16 protein-coding genes are annotated in these 16493 nt (G+C 70.3%); 13 read left to right on the forward strand and 3 right to left on the reverse strand.

The features are described from left to right. Positions 1–49 precede the first annotated feature (49 nt). Both dsbA and AC1RQF_RS16280 read left to right on the forward strand, forming a co-directional pair. Positions 50–688 carry a thiol:disulfide interchange protein DsbA gene (dsbA, locus tag AC1RQF_RS16275; protein WP_273999359.1) on the forward strand — a complete coding sequence of 213 codons (639 nt, stop codon included), beginning with the start codon at positions 50–52 and terminating at the stop codon, positions 686–688. A 56-nt stretch (positions 689–744) separates the two neighbouring features. Beyond that, positions 745–1518 carry an SDR family oxidoreductase gene (locus AC1RQF_RS16280; RefSeq protein ID WP_273999360.1) on the forward strand — a complete coding sequence of 258 codons (774 nt, stop codon included), beginning with the start codon at positions 745–747 and terminating at the stop codon, positions 1516–1518. A 22-nt stretch (positions 1519–1540) separates the two neighbouring features. Here AC1RQF_RS16280 and AC1RQF_RS16285 read toward each other — a convergent pair whose 3' ends face one another. Then, positions 1541–2257 (reverse strand): SDR family oxidoreductase, encoded by a 717-nt coding sequence (locus AC1RQF_RS16285; RefSeq protein WP_273999361.1) that lies wholly within the window; start codon positions 2255–2257, stop codon positions 1541–1543. On the opposite strand from AC1RQF_RS16285, the gene AC1RQF_RS16290 reads away from it, so the two are divergent. Further along, positions 2243–2905 (forward strand): hypothetical protein, encoded by a 663-nt coding sequence (locus AC1RQF_RS16290; RefSeq protein ID WP_492872469.1) that lies wholly within the window; start codon positions 2243–2245, stop codon positions 2903–2905. The two genes, AC1RQF_RS16285 and AC1RQF_RS16290, sit on opposite strands and share 15 nt — an antisense overlap. A 32-nt stretch (positions 2906–2937) precedes the next feature. On the opposite strand, the gene AC1RQF_RS16295 is transcribed toward AC1RQF_RS16290, so the two are convergent. Then, positions 2938–3306, reverse strand: a complete 369-nt coding sequence (locus AC1RQF_RS16295; protein WP_492872470.1) for a hypothetical protein — start codon at positions 3304–3306, stop codon at positions 2938–2940. 344 nt (positions 3307–3650) lie between these two features. Between AC1RQF_RS16295 and AC1RQF_RS16300 the strand changes: the two genes are divergently transcribed. After that, positions 3651–5240 (forward strand): ABC transporter substrate-binding protein, encoded by a 1590-nt coding sequence (locus AC1RQF_RS16300; protein ID WP_492872471.1) that lies wholly within the window; start codon positions 3651–3653, stop codon positions 5238–5240. Between the two features lie 274 nt (positions 5241–5514). Continuing rightward, entirely contained in the window at positions 5515–7158 is a 1644-nt protein-coding gene (locus AC1RQF_RS16305) for an ATP-binding cassette domain-containing protein (RefSeq protein ID WP_273999366.1), read from the forward strand. Here the strand turns inward: AC1RQF_RS16305 and AC1RQF_RS16310 are convergent. After that, positions 7155–8252: an MBL fold metallo-hydrolase gene (locus AC1RQF_RS16310; protein ID WP_492872472.1), complete on the reverse strand. Its 1098-nt coding sequence runs from the start codon at positions 8250–8252 to the stop codon at positions 7155–7157. The genes AC1RQF_RS16305 and AC1RQF_RS16310 overlap by 4 nt on opposite strands. 278 nt (positions 8253–8530) lie before the next feature. Between AC1RQF_RS16310 and aceK the strand changes: the two genes are divergently transcribed. From aceK to AC1RQF_RS16350, 8 genes are all read left to right on the forward strand, one after another. After that, positions 8531–10339, forward strand: a complete 1809-nt coding sequence (gene aceK, locus AC1RQF_RS16315; RefSeq protein WP_273999369.1) for a bifunctional isocitrate dehydrogenase kinase/phosphatase — start codon at positions 8531–8533, stop codon at positions 10337–10339. Positions 10340–10380: 41 nt separating this feature from the next. Continuing rightward, a complete protein-coding gene (gene can / locus AC1RQF_RS16320; protein WP_273999370.1) occupies positions 10381–11151 on the forward strand; it encodes a carbonate dehydratase in 771 nt (256 codons plus the stop codon). Continuing rightward, a complete protein-coding gene (locus AC1RQF_RS16325) occupies positions 11138–12331 on the forward strand; it encodes an acetyl-CoA C-acetyltransferase (protein ID WP_273999371.1) in 1194 nt (397 codons plus the stop codon). Before can ends, AC1RQF_RS16325 begins: the two co-directional genes overlap by 14 nt. Positions 12332–12356: 25 nt before the next feature. After that, a complete protein-coding gene (locus AC1RQF_RS16330) occupies positions 12357–13034 on the forward strand; it encodes an SDR family oxidoreductase (RefSeq protein ID WP_273999372.1) in 678 nt (225 codons plus the stop codon). Positions 13035–13065: 31 nt separating this feature from the next. Continuing rightward, positions 13066–13494, forward strand: coding sequence for a YchJ family protein (locus AC1RQF_RS16335; RefSeq protein ID WP_492872473.1), 429 nt, complete (start codon positions 13066–13068; stop codon positions 13492–13494). Positions 13495–13603: 109 nt separating this feature from the next. Further along, positions 13604–14125, forward strand: a complete 522-nt coding sequence (locus AC1RQF_RS16340) for a hypothetical protein (protein ID WP_492872474.1) — start codon at positions 13604–13606, stop codon at positions 14123–14125. After that, on the forward strand, positions 14106–14651 hold the full coding sequence (locus tag AC1RQF_RS16345) for a hypothetical protein (protein WP_492872475.1): 546 nt from the start codon (positions 14106–14108) through the stop codon (positions 14649–14651). Before AC1RQF_RS16340 ends, AC1RQF_RS16345 begins: the two co-directional genes overlap by 20 nt. A gap of 400 nt (positions 14652–15051) precedes the next feature. Further along, the gene (locus AC1RQF_RS16350; RefSeq protein ID WP_492872476.1) at positions 15052–16317 is read left to right on the forward strand and encodes a dienelactone hydrolase family protein; all 1266 of its coding nucleotides are present in this window, start codon (positions 15052–15054) and stop codon (positions 16315–16317) included. The last annotated feature ends 176 nt before the right edge of the window (positions 16318–16493 follow it).

Here is a 16493-nt window from a genome sequence, read left to right on the forward strand (position 1 = left end):
ATCGCCGCGCGCCCGTCAGGCCAACCACGCAACCGATCCAACTTCCAACATGAAAAAACTGCTTAGCACGCTGTTCCTGTCCCTGAGCCTCGTCGCGGGCTTCGCGCACGCATCGCCGGCCGCGCCGGTGGCCGGCAAGGACTTCGAGGTGATGAAGGCGCCCCAGCCGGTGTCCGCGCCGGCCGGCAAGGTCGAGGTGATCGAGTTCTTCTGGTACGGCTGCCCGCACTGCTATGAATTCGAGCCGACCGTCGAGGCCTGGGTGAAGAAGCAGGGCGACAAGATCGCGTTCAAGCGCGTGCCGGTCGCGTTCCGCGACGACTTCGTGCCGCACTCGAAGCTGTTCTACGCGCTCGCCGCGCTCGGCGAGTCGGAGAAGGTCACGCCCGCCGTGTTCAACGCGATCCACAAGCAGAAGAACTACCTGCTGACGCCGGAAGCCCAGGCCGATTTCCTGGCCACGCAAGGGATCGACAAGAAGAAGTTCCTCGACGCGTACAACTCGTTCAGCGTGCAGGGCCAGGTCAAGCAATCGGCTGAGCTGCTGAAGAACTACAACATCGACGGCGTGCCGACCATCGTCGTGCAGGGCAAGTACAAGACGGGCCCCGCCTACACGAACAGCCTCGACGGCACCGCGCAGGTGATGGACTTCCTCGTGAAGCAGGTTCAGGACAAGAAGCTCTGATCCACGCCTGACACCGTTTCACGTTCAGTTTCACGTTCAACCTGGGTTCACGCTTCATGGCTGCACCGCTGAAGGTCTTCATCACCGGCGCCTCCAGCGGAATCGGGCTCGCGCTCGCCGCGCACTACGCGGCGCAGGGCGCGACGCTCGGCCTCGTGGCGCGGCGCGGCGACACGCTCGCCGCGTTCGCGCAACGCTTTCCCGCCGCCTCGATCCATCTGTATCCCGCCGACGTGCGCGACGCCGACGCGCTCGCGCAGGCGGCCGCCCGCTTCATGGCGGCGCATGGCTGCCCGGACATCGTGATCGCCAACGCCGGCATCAGCCAGGGCGCGGTCACGGGGCAGGGCGATCTCGCCACGTTTCGCGCGGTGATGGACATCAACTACTACGGCATGGTCGCGACCTTCGAGCCGTTCGTCGGCCCGATGACGGCCGCGCGACGGGGCACGCTCGTCGGTATCGGCAGCGTCGCCGGCGTGCGCGGCCTGCCCGGCTCCGGCGCGTACAGCGCGTCGAAATCCGCCGCGATCAAGTATCTCGAAGCGTTGCGCGTCGAGCTGCGCCCCGCGCGGGTGGCCGTGGTGACGATCTCGCCCGGCTACATCCGCACGCCGATGACCACCCACAATCCGTATCCGATGCCGTTCCTGCTCGATGCCGAACGCTTCGCCGAGCGCGCGGCGCGCGCCATCGCCGGGCGCGCGCGATTTCGCGTGATTCCGTGGCAGATGGGCGTCGTCGGCATGGTGCTGCACGTGATGCCGCGCTGGCTGTACGACCGGCTGTTCGAGAAGGCGCCGCGCAAGCCCCGCGCCCGCGCCGACTAGGCCGCGGGCCTTCCCTCCCCGCTCAACCGTTGCGCGGCCCCGTCACGTAGATGGCCGGCTCGGCCGCCAGCGCGACCTTGACGCGTCGCGTCACGTCGTCCGCCAGCACCTCCTCCCGCCCCGCCTCGATCGCTTCGAGGGTCTGCCGCGCGACCTCGTCCGGGCTCAGCTTCGAAACGCCGCTCAGGTGGCCGCTCATGTCGGTGTCGATGTAGGCCGCATGCACCGCGACGACCAGCGTGTTCTGCGCACGCAGTTCCTGGCGGATCGCATTGGTCGCCGCCCACGCGGCCGCCTTCGAGATGCCGTAGGCGCCCGCGTTCGGCAGGCTCAGCCACGCGAGCACCGACAGCACGTTGACGAGCGCGCCGCCGCCGTTGTCGCGCAGCACCGGCGCGAACGCCTGCGCCACCGCGAGCGTGCCGAAGAAATTGGTGTCGAGCTGTTCGCGCAACGCCGCCGCGCCGGCCGCCGACAGCAGTTGCGGCGCGGGACGCAGGATGCCCGCGTTGTTGATCACGAGGTTCACGTCGCCCAGCGAGCGCGCGACCTCGGCCACCTCGTCCGGCCGGGTGATGTCGAGCCGCACGGCTTCCACGCCCGGCACCGTGATGCGCGCCGGATCGCGCGCCGCCGCGTAGATCTTCTTCACCCCGGCCGCCTGCAACTGCTTCACGTAGGCCAGGCCGACGCCCCGGTTCGCGCCCGTCACGAGCGCCACCGCTTGCTTCAGTTCCATCGTTCGCTCCTTTCATCACGTCACTGGAACGCCCGCCGCGACGCGCCGCCCTATATGGCCGCGCGCCGCGACGCGGCGCGACACTTCATCCCGATGCGGGGTCGGGCGGATCGTCACCCGCGACGGCCCGCGGAATCCGGTTCGGGTCGTCGCGGGCGACGAGGTCGCCCGGCGCGGCCCGGTCATCGCGTTCGCCCGGCTTTCCCGGCTTTCCCGGCTTTCCCGGCTTTCCCGGCTTTCCCGGCTTTCCCGGCGCATCGCGAGGGCCTTGCCGGGCACACCACGCGACACGGCGGCGTCGTTCGTCGTTCGTCGTTCGTCGTTCGTCGTTCGTCGTTCGTCGTTCGTCGTTCGTCGTTCGTCGTTCGGCGTTCGGCGTTCGGCGTTCGGCGTTCGGCGTTCGGCGTTCGGCGTTCGGCGTTCAGCGTTCAGCGTTCAGCGTTCAGCGTTCAGCGTTCAGCGTTCAGCGTTCAGCGTTCGGCGTTCGGCGTTCAGCGTTCGGCGTTCGGCGTTCAGCGTTCGGCGTTCAGCGTTCGGCGTTCGGCGTTCGGCGTTCAGCGTTCAGCGTTCAGCGTTCAGCGTTCGGCGTTCAGCGTTCAGCGTTCAGCGTTCGGCGTTCGGCGTTCGGCCTCCGGCCTCCATCATTGACCGCTCACTGATCGCCGTTCACCGGCCGCGACTCACCGCGCCCCCGCCACGTCGTGCGTCTCGTCGCACGCGGCCATCCCGCGCGAAGCCGGCTCGCCGCGCCCCATCCTCGCTGTCGGGGCGCCGAAACCGGCCGGCGCCTCGTCGGCGGCGGGCATCAACGCCAGCGAGACACTCGTCGCCTGGCGGCCGTCGCCGCCGCGCGCGGACACCCGCGCGGCGCGCGCGATCACCCCCGCCGCCGCGCCCGTGAACGCGCCCGCGGCACGGCGTCCCCGGGCCAGCACCGCCGCACGCGATACACGATAGGCCCCACGCGCCGCGCGCTCGCCGCCGGCTTCCGGCCCACGCGGCGGCGACACCCGCCGTCCCTTCTGCTTGCCGCCACCCGCGACCGACATCCGCGCCTCGCCCATGAAATATGATGGCCGTCATATTAACTGGATTTTCACCGCCCGATGTGACGCCGATGAAAGTGGCGAACGATGATGCGCGGCCGGTCGCGAGCGCGCGGCTCGGCGTCCGCGGCAACGTCCGCGCGTCGCGCCGCCGACCGAGCCGCATTAACGACGCCCCACCGCCCCCGTGAAACGTCATGTCGTCGATCCCGCCGCCATGACAGGCGGCGCGCGCGCCCGCGTTGGCGGTCCGACCCGCATTGACGGTATGCTATCCGGCTGGCGGGCCCGCCGGCGCGCCACCGGCTCGTTTGCCGCCCCAAGAATCAAGCCACGTGGGAGATCCTATGCGTTTCACGTCGTTTACCGCCGCGGCGCTGCTCGCCGCCGCTCCGGCGCTCGTCGCGGCCAAGCCGCTGACCATCTGCACCGAGTCGAGCCCCGACGGCTTCGATGTCGTCCAGTACAACTCGCTCGTCACCACCAACGCGTCGGCCGACGTCATCTTCAACACCCTCGTGTCCTACGACGAAGCCGCGAAGAAGGTCACGCCCGCGCTCGCGGACAAATGGGACGTCAGCGCGGACGGCCTCACGTACACCTTCCACCTGCGCCCGGACGTCGCGTTCCAGACCACCGATTACTTCAAGCCGACCCGCGCGCTCAACGCCGACGACGTGGTGTTCACCTTCGGCCGGATGCTCGACGACGCCAATCCGTGGCACAAGGTCGCCGGGGCGAGCGGCTTCCCGCACGCTCAGTCGATGGGCCTCACGAAGCTCGTGAAGGCCGTCACCAAGGTCGACGACAGCACCGTGAAGTTCGAGCTGAACGAGCCGAACGCGACCTTCGTGCCGATCCTCACGATGGGCTTCGCATCGATCTACTCGGCCGAGTATGCGGACCAGCTGCTCAAGGCCGGCAAGCAGACCGACCTCAACGCGAAGCCGATCGGCACCGGCCCGTTCGTGCTGAAGGCCTACACGAAGGACGCGGTGATCCGCTACGACGTCAATCCGTCATACTGGGGCGCGAAGCCGAAGGTCGATCGCCTGATCTACGCGATCACGCCCGATCCGGCCGTGCGCGCGCAGAAAGTGAAGGCGGGCGAATGCCAGATCGCGCTGTCGCCGAAGCCGCAGGACGTGGCCGCCGCGAAGGGCGACAAGGCGCTCAGGGTGGTCGAGACGCCCGCGTTCATGACCGCGTTCGTCGCGCTCAACACGCAAAAGAAGCCGCTCGACAATCCGAAGGTGCGCGAGGCGCTCAACCTCGCGTTCGACCGCACGACCTACCTGAAGGTGGTGTTCGACAACACCGCGACGCCCGCGAACAATCCGTATCCGCCGAACACCTGGAGCTACGCGAAATCGATCGCGCCGTATCCGCATGATCCGGCCAGGGCGAAGCTGCTGCTCGCCGCCGCGGGCTTCCCGAACGGCTTCGCGACGACGATCTGGGTGCGGCCGACGGGCAGCGTGCTGAACCCGAATCCGAAGGCGGGCGCCGAGCTGCTGCAGGCCGATCTCGCGAAGATCGGCGTGAAGGCCGAGGTCAAGGTGATCGAGTGGGGCGAGCTGATCAAGCAGGCGAAGCTCGGCCAGCACGATCTGCTGTTCATGGGCTGGGCCGGCGACAACGGCGACCCGGACAACTTCCTGACCCCGCAGTTCAGCTGCAACTCGGTGAAGTCCGGCATCAACTTCGCGCGCTACTGCGATCCGCAACTCGACAAGCTGATCGCGGACGGCAAGGAAACCGCCGACCTCGCGAAGCGGACCAAGGCCTACGAGGCCGCGCAGAAGTTGATCCACGACCAGGCGCTGTGGATTCCGCTCGGCTATCCGACCGCGTCGGCGCTGACCCGCGCGGGCGTGAGCGGCTATCGCGTCAGCCCGTTCGGGCGACAGAACTTCACGACGGTGTCGGTGCAGTAACGCAGCCCGCGGCCGCCCGCGCGACGCGGGCGGCTTCCCCATCACCGGCCCGACGCGCGGCGTCGCGCAAGCGCGACCTCCAGCCCGCCGACAAGGCCGGCGTGCGGCGGACGTCGCCCGGCGCTTGTCCCGCGCGTGCGCCCCGCGCTATACTCCGCCCGTTTTCCTCCTCACCGGATCTCAGCCAAAGTGAACAACTAAGCCCTTCCCGAATGTCGCCGCCGCCGCGTCACGCACGCCGCGCGCAGGGTTTCACGCATTTCCGGAGGCGCTTATGGCCCAGATCACGTCCACCGCGGCGCGCGTCGCGCTGCATCACGTTTCCTTCCGCTTCGACGACGGCGTCACGCTGTTCGATTCGCTCGACCTCATCCTCGACGCCACGCCGACCGGCATCGTCGGCCGCAATGGCATCGGCAAAAGCGTGCTCGCGCAACTGATCGCGGGCCGGCTCGCGCCGAGCGGCGGAACCGTCAAGCACGACGCGCCGGTCGCGTTCGTCGCGCAGCAGGCGCTCGACGATTCGCGCGACGGCGCGAGCGCCGCCGCGCTCGCCGGCCTCGCCGCGCCGCTCGCGGCGCTCGACCGGCTCGCGGCGGGTCGCGCCGACGCGAGCGACTTCGAGGTGATCGGCGAGCGCTGGGATCTCGCGGAGCGCTTTCGCGCCGCGCTCGACGCCGCCGGCCTGGGCGCGCTCGATCCCGCCCGCCCGGCCCGCGACCTGAGCGGCGGCCAACGCGCGCGCGTCGCGCTGATCGGCGCGTTCCTGTCGGACGCGGGCCTGCTCGTGCTCGACGAGCCCAGCAACCACCTCGACGCACCGGGCCGCGCCTGGCTGCGCGACCAGCTCGCGCGCTGGCGCGGCGGCCTCGTCGTGGTGAGCCACGATCGCGGGCTGCTCGCCGGCATGCGGCGCATCGTCGAGCTGACGCCGCATGGACTGCGCGCCTACGGCGGCGACTACGCGCACTATTGCGCGCAGCGCGACGCGGAGCGCGACGCCGCGCAGGCCGCGCTCGATCACGCGCGCACCGAGCGCGGCCGGGTGCGCCGCCGGCTCGAACGCGAGCACGACACGATCCAGCGTCGCGCGGCCGGCGCGCGACGCTACGCGGAAACCGCCAACCTCACGCGCTCGGACCGCTTCGCCCTGAAGAACGCCGCGGTCGAGATCATGGGACACGTGCGGCGCGACCAGCGCGAGCACAAGGCGACGCTCGACGACGGGGTCGCGCGCGCCGCTGCGCGGATCGAGCCGGACACGCCGGTACTCCTGTCGCTGCCGGGCGCCGAGGTGAGCGCGCGCCGCCAGCTGTTCACGCTCGACGACGCGCGGCTGCCCTGGCTCGCCGACGACAACCCCGCCGCCGCCGTCACCTGGTCGGCGAACGGGCCGCTGCGGATCGCGCTCACCGGCCCGAACGGCTGCGGGAAATCGACGCTGCTGCAAGTGCTCGCGGGGCTCGTCGCGCCGCGCGCGGGCCGCTGCGACACGCATGTCGGCGTCGCCTACCTCGACCAGCGGCTCGCGCTGCTCGATCCCGAACGCTCGATCGTCGAGCAGTTGGGGCTGCTCGACACGCCGCTCGCCGAGGGCGAGCTGCGCAGCCGGCTCGCGCTGCTGCAACTCGACGCGACGCGCGCGACGCTGCCGACCGGCCGGCTGAGCGGCGGCGAACGCCTCAAGGCCGCGCTCGCCTGCGCGCTGTGGCGCGGCGCGCCGGCGCAGCTGCTGCTGCTCGACGAGCCGACCAACCATCTCGATCTCGAATCGGTGCGCGCGTTCGAGACGGCGCTCGCGACCTTCCCGGGCGCGCTCGTGGCCGCCTCGCACGACGACGCGTTTCTCGCCGCGCTCGCGCCCACGCACGCGATGCGCTGGAGCGCCGCCGGCTGGCGCTGCGAGCCGCTCGCCTAGCGCGCGGCGGCGGCCGGACGACGCGGCCGGAACCGCAGCACGCCGTCCGCGCCCTGCTCGCGCGCGAATTCGCCCGCGAGCCACAGCAGATGCAGGTGGGCGATCGCCTCGCCGAGCGCGAAGGTCATCTGGTGGATGTCGAGTTCGCGCCGGCGGAACATGATCGGCACGATATCGGCCGCGCTCATCGGCTGGACCGCGCAGGCCTCGCGCACCTCGTCGAGCCGCGCGCGATGATGCTCGCGCAGCTGCGCGATGCGCGTGTGCAAGCCGCGGAACGGCTTGCCGTGCGACGGCAGCACGAGGGTCCCGGCCGCCATCGCGTCGTAGCGGCCGAGCGAGTCGAGATACAGCGCGAGCGGATTGGCCTCGGGCTCCAGGTCGAACACCGACACGTTGGTCGAGATCCTCGGCAGCACCATGTCGCCCGAGATCAGCACGCCGTCGGCCGCGCTGTGCAACGCGCAATGTTCAGGAGAATGGCCGAAGCCCGTCACGACGCGCCAGTCGCGCACGCCGATCCGCACCGTGTCGCCCTCCCGCAGGCGGCGATAGCGCGGCGGCACGGCGGGCACCAGGTCCGAGTAATAGCTGCGCCGGTTGCGCAGCTTGTCGAGCGCGACGGGATCGGCCAGGCCGTGACGCGCGAAATGCTCGGCCGCCGCCGCGCCGCCCGCGTTCGAGCCGTTGCCGCCCGCGAGCAGGCAGCCGAACGCGTATTCGCCGAGCGTCATCCACAGCCGCGCCTGCCAGCGCGCGCGCGCGCCGCCCTCGCACAGCCAGTGAGCGAGGCCGAAGTGGTCCGGATGGCAATGCGTGACGAGCACCCGCAGCACGGGCAGGCCGTCGAGCTTCGTGTCGAACAGCTGCTCCCAATGCCCGCGGATCTCGTCGGTCGCGATCCCGCAATCGACGATCGTCCAGCCCGCCTGCCCGTCGATCTCGTCGCGCAGCAGCCAGAGGTTGATGTGATCGAGCGAGAACGGCAGCGGCATGCGCAGCCAGCTCACGCCCGGCGCGACCTCGAAGGTGTCGCCCGGCGCGGGCAGCGTATCGGCGAACGGATAGTCGAGTTGATGTTCCAGGGCGTTCATCGGGGGATCTCGTAGTCGTCGCGCCGGGCACGGCGGCGCGTGGAATCGATTCTATCGCCCCGGGCGAAGACGCGCCCGCGCGCACGTCGGCAAGCGCAAAAAAGTTCGCGCCGTGATCCTTGATAAAGGTGGATCATTGCCGGAAGATGTCCCGATCGTCGTCGAATCTCGCGGAATCCGCCTTTCACCGCCGTTTCCCGCCCGTCCCGGGAACGCCGGCATCGGGCCCGCGCGGCGCTAAAATATCGAAAGCTCCCCGTCCTGAGCGTGCACGCCCCATGAATCACTTTCCCAAACTCCTGTCGTCGCAGATCGGCTTCGACGTCGCGCAGACGATGCTCGAGCACTTCGACCACCACTACCGGGTGTTCCGCGCCGCGGCGGTGGAGGCGCAGCTGCTGTTCGAGCACGCCGACTGGCACGGGCTGCAGAAGCTCGCGCGCGAGCGGATCACGTCCTACGACGACCGCGTGCAGGAATGCGTGGAGCTGCTCGAGGACGAATACGACGCGGAGCACATCGACGACGACGTCTGGCAGCAGATCAAGCTGCACTACATCGGGCTCCTGACCTCGCACCGCCAGCCCGAATGCGCGGAGACCTTCTTCAATTCGGTGTGCTGCAAGATCCTGCACCGCTCGTATTTCAACAACGATTTCATCTTCGTGCGCCCGGCGATCTCGACCGAGTACATCGAGAACGACGAGCCGGCCGCGAAGCCGACCTACCGCGCCTACTACCCGGGCGGCGACGGTCTCGCCGCGACGCTCGAGCGGGTCGTCACGAACTTCCAGCTCGCGCCGCCGTTCGAGGACCTCGCGCGCGACATCGGCTGCGTGATGCAGGCGATCCATGACGAATTCGGCGCGTTCAGCGAAGCGGTCAATTTCCAGATCCACGTGCTGTCGTCGCTGTTCTTCCGCAACAAGACCGCGTACATCGTCGGCCGCATCATCAACGGCGACAGCGTGCTGCCGTTCGCGGTGCCGGTCCGCCACGCGCGGCCCGGCGCGCTCGCGCTCGACGCGGTGCTGCTGCGCCGCGAGCAGCTGCAGGTGATCTTCAGCTTCTCGCACTCGTATTTCCTCGTCGACATGAACGTGCCGTCCGCGTACGTCGCCTTCCTCGGCACGATCATGCCGGGCAAGCCGAAGGCGGAGATCTACACCTCGCTCGGCCTGCAGAAGCAGGGCAAGAACCTGTTCTACCGCGACCTGCTGCACCACCTGTCGCATTCGAGCGACCGCTTCATCATCGCGCCCGGCATCAAGGGGCTCGTGATGCTGGTGTTCACGCTGCCGTCGTTCCCGTACGTGTTCAAGATCATCAAGGACAGCTTCCCGCCGCCGAAGGAGACCACGCGCGCGCAGATCATGGAGAAGTACCAGCTCGTGAAGCGCCACGACCGCGTCGGGCGCATGGCCGACACGCTCGAATACTCGAGCGTCGCGCTGCCGCTCGCGCGACTCGACCACGCGCTCGTGCGCGAGCTGGAGAAGGAGGTGCCGTCGCTGCTCGAATACGAGGGCGACGACCTCGTCATCAAGCACCTGTACATCGAGCGCCGCATGGTGCCGCTCAACCTGTACCTGCAGAACGGCAGCGACGCCGAGGTCGAGCACGGCGTGAAGGAGTACGGCAACGCGGTGAAGGAGCTGATCAAGGCGAACATCTTCCCCGGCGACATGCTGTACAAGAACTTCGGCGTGACGCGCCACGGCCGCGTGGTGTTCTACGACTACGACGAGATCGAATACCTGACCGACTGCAACGTGCGGCGCGTGCCGCCGCCGCGCAACGAGGAGGATGAGATGTCGGGCGAGCCGTGGTACTCGGTCGGCCCGCACGACATCTTCCCCGAGACCTACGGCCCGTTCCTGCTCGGCGAGCCGCGCGTGCGCGAGCATTTCCTGCGGCATCATGCCGATTTCTTCGACCCCGCGCTGTGGCAGGACAGCAAGGATCACCTGCTGCGCGGCGAACTGTCCGATTTCTACGCCTACGACGCGGCGCTGCGCTTTCGCACCCGCTATCCGGCGCGCTTCGGCGAACCCGCGTCCGCCGACGGCGCGCGGCGCGCCGCCTGAGCGCCACCTTCATCCCCCTTCATGCCCGGAAACCTACCGCGATGAACCTCACCGATCACCCGCTGGCCCACCTGTTCGAAAACAACGATGCGTGGGTCAAGCGCAAGCTCGAAGACGATCCGCAATACTTCTCGCGCCTCGCCGACCAGCAGGCGCCCGAGTATCTGTGGATCGGCTGCTCCGACTCGCGCGTGCCCGCCAACCAGATCATCGGCCTGCCGCCCGGCGAGGTGTTCGTGCATCGGAACATCGCCAACGTGGTCGTGCACACCGACCTGAACTGCCTGTCGGTGCTCCAGTTCGCCGTCGACCTGCTGCGCGTCAAGCACATCATGGTGGTCGGCCACTACGGCTGCTCGGGTGTGAACGCCGCGCTGCTGAACCGCCGCGTCGGGCTCGCCGACAACTGGCTGCACCACGTGCAGGACGTGCGCGAGAAGCACGCGAACCTGCTCGACGAGTGGCCGGTCGGCGAGGCCCGCTACCGCCGCCTGATCGAACTGAACGCGATCGAGCAGGTCCTCAACGTGTGCCGCACCACGATCGTCAACGACGCCTGGGCGCGCGGCCAGTCGCTGACCGTGCACGGGCTCGTCTACGGCGTGCACGACGGCCGCATGCGCAATCTCGGGATGGCGGTGTCGCAGCCCGAGGAGCTGGACGCGACCTATCGCCGCTGCGTCGAGGGCATCTCGGCGACGCGCGCGCATTCGGCCGACAATGACATGGTGGCCGCCGATGCGGCGAAGCTCGCCGGGGCCACCGAACTGATTGCCAAAACCATCAAGGAGACAAAGCATGACGGCTGTTAACCCCGATCCGATCGTCATCGCCGCGGCGGCGCGCACGCCGATGGCGGGCTTCCAGGGCGATTTCAGCTCGCTCGCCGCGCCGCAGCTCGGCGCGGTCGCGATCGCGGCCGCGCTCGAACGCTCGGGGCTCGACGCCGCGCGGATCGACGAGGTCGTGATGGGCTGCGTGCTGCCCGCGGGCCAGGGCCAGGCGCCCGCGCGGCAGGCGTCGCTCGGCGCGGGCCTGCCGCTCGGCGCGGGCTGCACCACGATCAACAAGATGTGCGGCTCCGGCATGCGCGCCGCGATGTTCGCGCACGACATGCTGGTGGCCGGCTCGGCCGAGGTGATGATCGCGGGCGGCATGGAAAGCATGAGCAACGCGCCGTACCTGCTGCCCAAGTCGCGCGGCGGGATGCGCATGGGCCACGGCCAGGTGCTCGACCACATGTTCCTCGACGGGCTCGAGGACGCCTACGACAAGGGTCGCCTGATGGGCACCTTCGCCGAGGAATGCGCGGGCGAGTACGGCTTCACGCGCGAGGCGCAGGACGCGTTCGCGATCGAATCGCTCGCGCGCGCCAGGCGCGCCAACGAAGATGGTTCGTTCGACTGGGAAATCGCCCCCGTGACGGTCACGGGCAAGAAGGGCGACGCCGTGATCCGGCTCGACGAGCAGCCGTTCAAGGCGAACCCGGACAAGATCCCGACGCTCAAGCCCGCGTTCAGCAAGACCGGCACGGTGACGGCCGCCAATGCGTCGTCGATCTCCGACGGCGCCGCCGCGCTCGTGATGATGCGCGCCTCGACCGCCGAACGCCTGGGCGCCCGGCCGCTCGCGCGCGTGGTCGGCCACGCGACCTTCGCGCAGGCGCCGTCGCGCTTCACGACCGCCCCCGTCGGCGCGATCCGCCGGCTGTTCGACAAGAACGGCTGGCGCGCGGCCGACGTCGACCTCTACGAGATCAACGAGGCGTTCGCGGTGGTCGCGATGGCCGCGATGCGCGATCACGACCTGCCGCACGACAAGGTCAACGTGAACGGCGGCGCGTGCGCGCTCGGCCACCCGATCGGCGCGTCCGGCGCGCGGATCCTCGTCACGCTGCTCGGCGCGCTGCGCGCGCGCGGCGGCCGGCGCGGCGTCGCGAGCCTGTGCATCGGCGGCGGCGAAGCCACCGCGATGGGTATTGAACTGATCTGAGCCCCCCCGGGGCAGGAGTCCTTCCATGAAAACCGTATTGATCGTCGGCGCGTCGCGCGGCCTCGGCCGCGAATTCGCGCGCCAGTACAAGCGCGACGGCTGGAACGTGATCGCCACCGCCCGCGACGACGAGGCGCTGCGCGCGTTGCAGGCGCTCGGCGCCGACGCGCACGCGCTCGACATCGCGCGGCCCGAGCAGATCGCCGCGCTGGGCTGGAAGCTCGACGGCGAACGGCTCGACGCGGCGATCCTGGTGTCGGGCGTGTACGGCCCGCGCACCGAGGGTGTCGAGACCGTCACGGCGGAGGACTTCGACTCGGTCATGCATACCAACGTGCGCGGCCCGATGCAGCTGCTGCCGATCCTGCTGCCGCTCGTCGAGGACGCGCACGGCGTGCTCGCGGCCGTGTCGAGCCGGATGGGCAGCATCAGCGAGGCGACCGGCACGACCGGCTGGCTGTACCGGGTCAGCAAGGCGGCGCTCAACGACGCGGTGCGGATCGCGTCGCTGCAGACCCGCCACGCGGCCTGCCTGTCGCTGCATCCGGGCTGGGTGCGCACCGACATGGGCGGCGCGCAGGCCGCGATCGACCCCGAGACCAGCGTCACCGGCATGCGCCGCGTGATCGCACAGGCCGCGGGCGACCGCGAGCAGTCGAACGGCCGCTTCTTCCAGTACGACGGCATCGAACTGGGCTGGTAAGCTGCCGGGCCCTCGACCCTTCTCCGTTCGCATGACCGCTTCCCGACCTCTCGACTGCCCGTGCGGCGGCGCCGCGCCCAACCGTCCGGCCGGCGCGGGCGCGCCGCGCTTCGCCGCCTGCTGCGGCCGCTTCCTCGACGGCGGCGCGTTCGCGCCCGACGCGCTCGAACTGATGCGCTCGCGCTACAGCGCCTACGTGCTCCGCGACACCCGCTACCTGCGCGACACCTGGGATCCGCGCACCTGCCCGCCCGACCTCGATGCACAGGACGAGCCGCCGCGCTGGCTCGGCCTGTCGATCAAGCGTCACGCGCCACTCGATGCGACCCACGCCGTGGTCGAGTTCGTCGCGCGCTACAAGATCGGCGGACGCGCGCACCGCCTGCACGAAACCAGCCGCTTCACGCGCGGCGACGACGGCCGCTGGCGCTACGTCGACGGCGACGTGAGCGAACACTGAGGCGCGTGCGGCGCGCCCCGCCGCACGTTTCGGACTTTGCTGATTGATCGGACGCCACGCGGCCCGATATCGTGTGTCCCTGGTTCAGACCGACAGGGAACCGCATCCGATGCCGCCTCGCCCCGCCACCCCCACTCCGTTTTACCTGCACGTCTGCCCGCCCGTCTGCGCGGGCCCGTTCGAACTGCGCCCGCCCGGCCTGCCGGCCGATGCGCACGCGCTGCACGACCCGCACGTCGATGCGTTCGTCGGCTACGCGCACCGCACGTGCAACAGCGTGCGGATCCTCGACCTCGACGGCCGCTGCGTGTCATTGCTCGCCGCGCGCCCGATGGACCGCGACGCGGCCAATGCGCTCCGCGCGCTGCTGCGCCGGCGCTTCGCGGCCCTGCTGCGCGCCGCGCCGCGGGTCGCCGTGTCCCCCGCGCATCTGCGCGACGACTCGCGCTTCGTGCCTGCGCATATCCTGCGGCTCGCGATCCGTTACGGCGTCCGCTCGCCGGATCGCGCGGGCCATCGCGGCGTCAGTCGCTATGCGGCCCCGCTCGTGCGCCAGGGCCTCGCCTATCGCCTCGCGCTCGCGGTGCGCGATCACGACGACACGGTCCTCCATGTCAGCTACCAGCGATAACGGGCGCGCCGCGCCGCCGGTCACCGTGCATCCGCTGGCGTTCGCGCATCCGGCCCGCGCCAGCGTGCTGTGGGATCGCGAATGCTTCACGCTGCTCGGCAGCATCGACTACCAGCACGCCGCCGTGCGCCTCGACGGCGCGCCGGAGCGGCACACCGACCTGCCCGCCGCCACGCGCGTGATCGTCGCCGGCCCGCTGGCGCTGACGCTCGACGGCCTGGGCCGGCTCACCGCGTTCGACTTCTATACGAACCCGGCCGGCTGGCGGCGCGTCGAGCGCCTGCCCGTCGCGCGCCCGGCCCTCGTCACGCCCCGCCTGGACGGCGCGTTCGACGCGCTCGGCCGCCTCGGCGCACGCGAGCCCGCCGCCTGGCATGCGCGCGGCACCGGCACGCTGCGGCTCGTGTGGCGCGACGCCTCGGTGTGGTACGCGATCGCGCCCGGCGTGTCGGTCGCCGCGGCCGACGACGGCACGCTCGCGCAGCTCGACATCACGGGTTTTCCACTGCCGGCCGTGGCGGAATGACACGTGCGCGTCGAATCCGCGCCACGGGATCGACGCGCACGCGAGCCCGGACGTCGCCGTCGAGATCACGCGCTACGCCGGCATCACGCCGCGTCGCGATGCGCGGTCCGTTCACGGCGGCCGCTTCGTTCGATGCCCCACACATCCCGCACGCGCGCCAGCCGTCTTGCGATTCGTCCGGACCCGCGCCGGGGTGCGTCGTCGCGCCCGCCCGGTCGCCGGCGCCATGCCTGAGCCCCCGATCCGGCAGCCGTTTCGCCGCTCGACCGGCGCATTTGTAAGCGGCCGCCGGGTCGGCGCCGCCATCGCGGATGCCGGGTAACTCCCGCATTGCACAGCGCAAAATTGTCAGGCTACGATGAGGGTCATTCGGGTCTACGATCTCAACGGATACGGGCAGATGGCGTTCAGCAAGGCAGTAGTGGGATGGATGGCGGCTTGCGTGCTGTCGGCCGCTCAGGCCGGACCGCTGCCTGCCGCCGCGCCGCCCGACGCCGGCGGCGCGCTCGCCAACGCCGAGCGCTTCGACTACGCCGATTCCGGCCTGCCCCAGGTGGCCGCCGATCTCAACGAGCAGGTGATCCGCATTCCGGCCGGCGCGGCCGGCGCGGTCACGCTCGAAGCCACGGTGTTCAAGCCCGACGGCCCCGGCCCGTTCCCGCTCGTCATCTTCAATCACGGCAAGAATTCAGGCGACCTGCGCGACCAGCCGCGCAGCCGCCCGCTGTCGTTCGCGCGCGAATTCGTGCGGCGCGGCTACGCCGTCGTCGCGCCGAACCGCCAGGGTTTCGCCGGCTCGGGCGGCGCCTACGTGCAGGAAGGCTGCGACGTCGAGCGCAACGGCCTCGCGCAGGCGCGCGACGTCGAGGCGACCATCGGCTACATGACGAAGCTGCCGTATGTCGATGCGCAGCACGTCCTCGTCGCCGGCACCTCGCACGGCGGCATGGTGTCGCTCGCGTACGGCACCGAGGCCGCCCCCGGCGTGAAAGGCATCATCAATTTCTCGGGCGGCCTGCGCCAGGACCTGTGCCCGAACTGGCAGAAGAACCTCGTCGGCGCGTTCGACACCTACGGCGCCGAAACCCACGTGCCGTCGCTGTGGCTGTACGGCGACAACGATTCGGTGTGGTCGCCCTCACTCGTCGGACAATTGCGCAACGCCTACATGGCGCACGGCGCCAGCACGCTGTTCGTCGACTTCGGCCGCTACAAGGACGACGCGCACCGGATCATCGTCGATCGCGACGGCGTGCCGATCTGGTGGCCGCCCGTCGGCGCGTTCCTGGCCCAGTTGAAGATGCCGGCCGCCGTGCGTTATGCGGTGGCCAGCCCGCGCGAGCCGAACGCGAGCGGCTACGCGTCGATCGACGCGGTCGACGCGGTGCCGTTCCTCGACGACGCGGGCCGCGAAGGCTATCGCCACTTCCTGAACCAGCACCCGAGCCGCGCGTTCGCGGTATCGGGCGACGGCGCGTGGTCCTGGGCCGAAGGCGGCGACGACCCGATGGCGCTCGCGCTCGACAACTGCAAGAAACAGGGGACAGGTCCCTGCAAGCTGTATGCGGTCAACGACCGGGTCGTCTGGCGCGACGCCACGCGCAGCGCGGACGCCAGTCCGGCGAACGACGCCCCGGCCGCCGCTCACGCGCTCGCGAGCCGCTGATTCCCGTCGCGCGCGCCCCTCGCCGTTTCGTCTGATCGTTCGGCCACGCGGACCGCGCACAGGCCGGATCGAGGCCGCCCTGGTCGCGCCGCCGCCACGCTCCCTGCCCGGCCGCCGAAAGCGCCGGCCGCCATCCCGCCTTTTTCCGCTTCCGAACAGATGTCCATCCGCCGGGG

Source organism: Burkholderia sp. GW821-FHT14F03 (assembly GCF_058803765.1).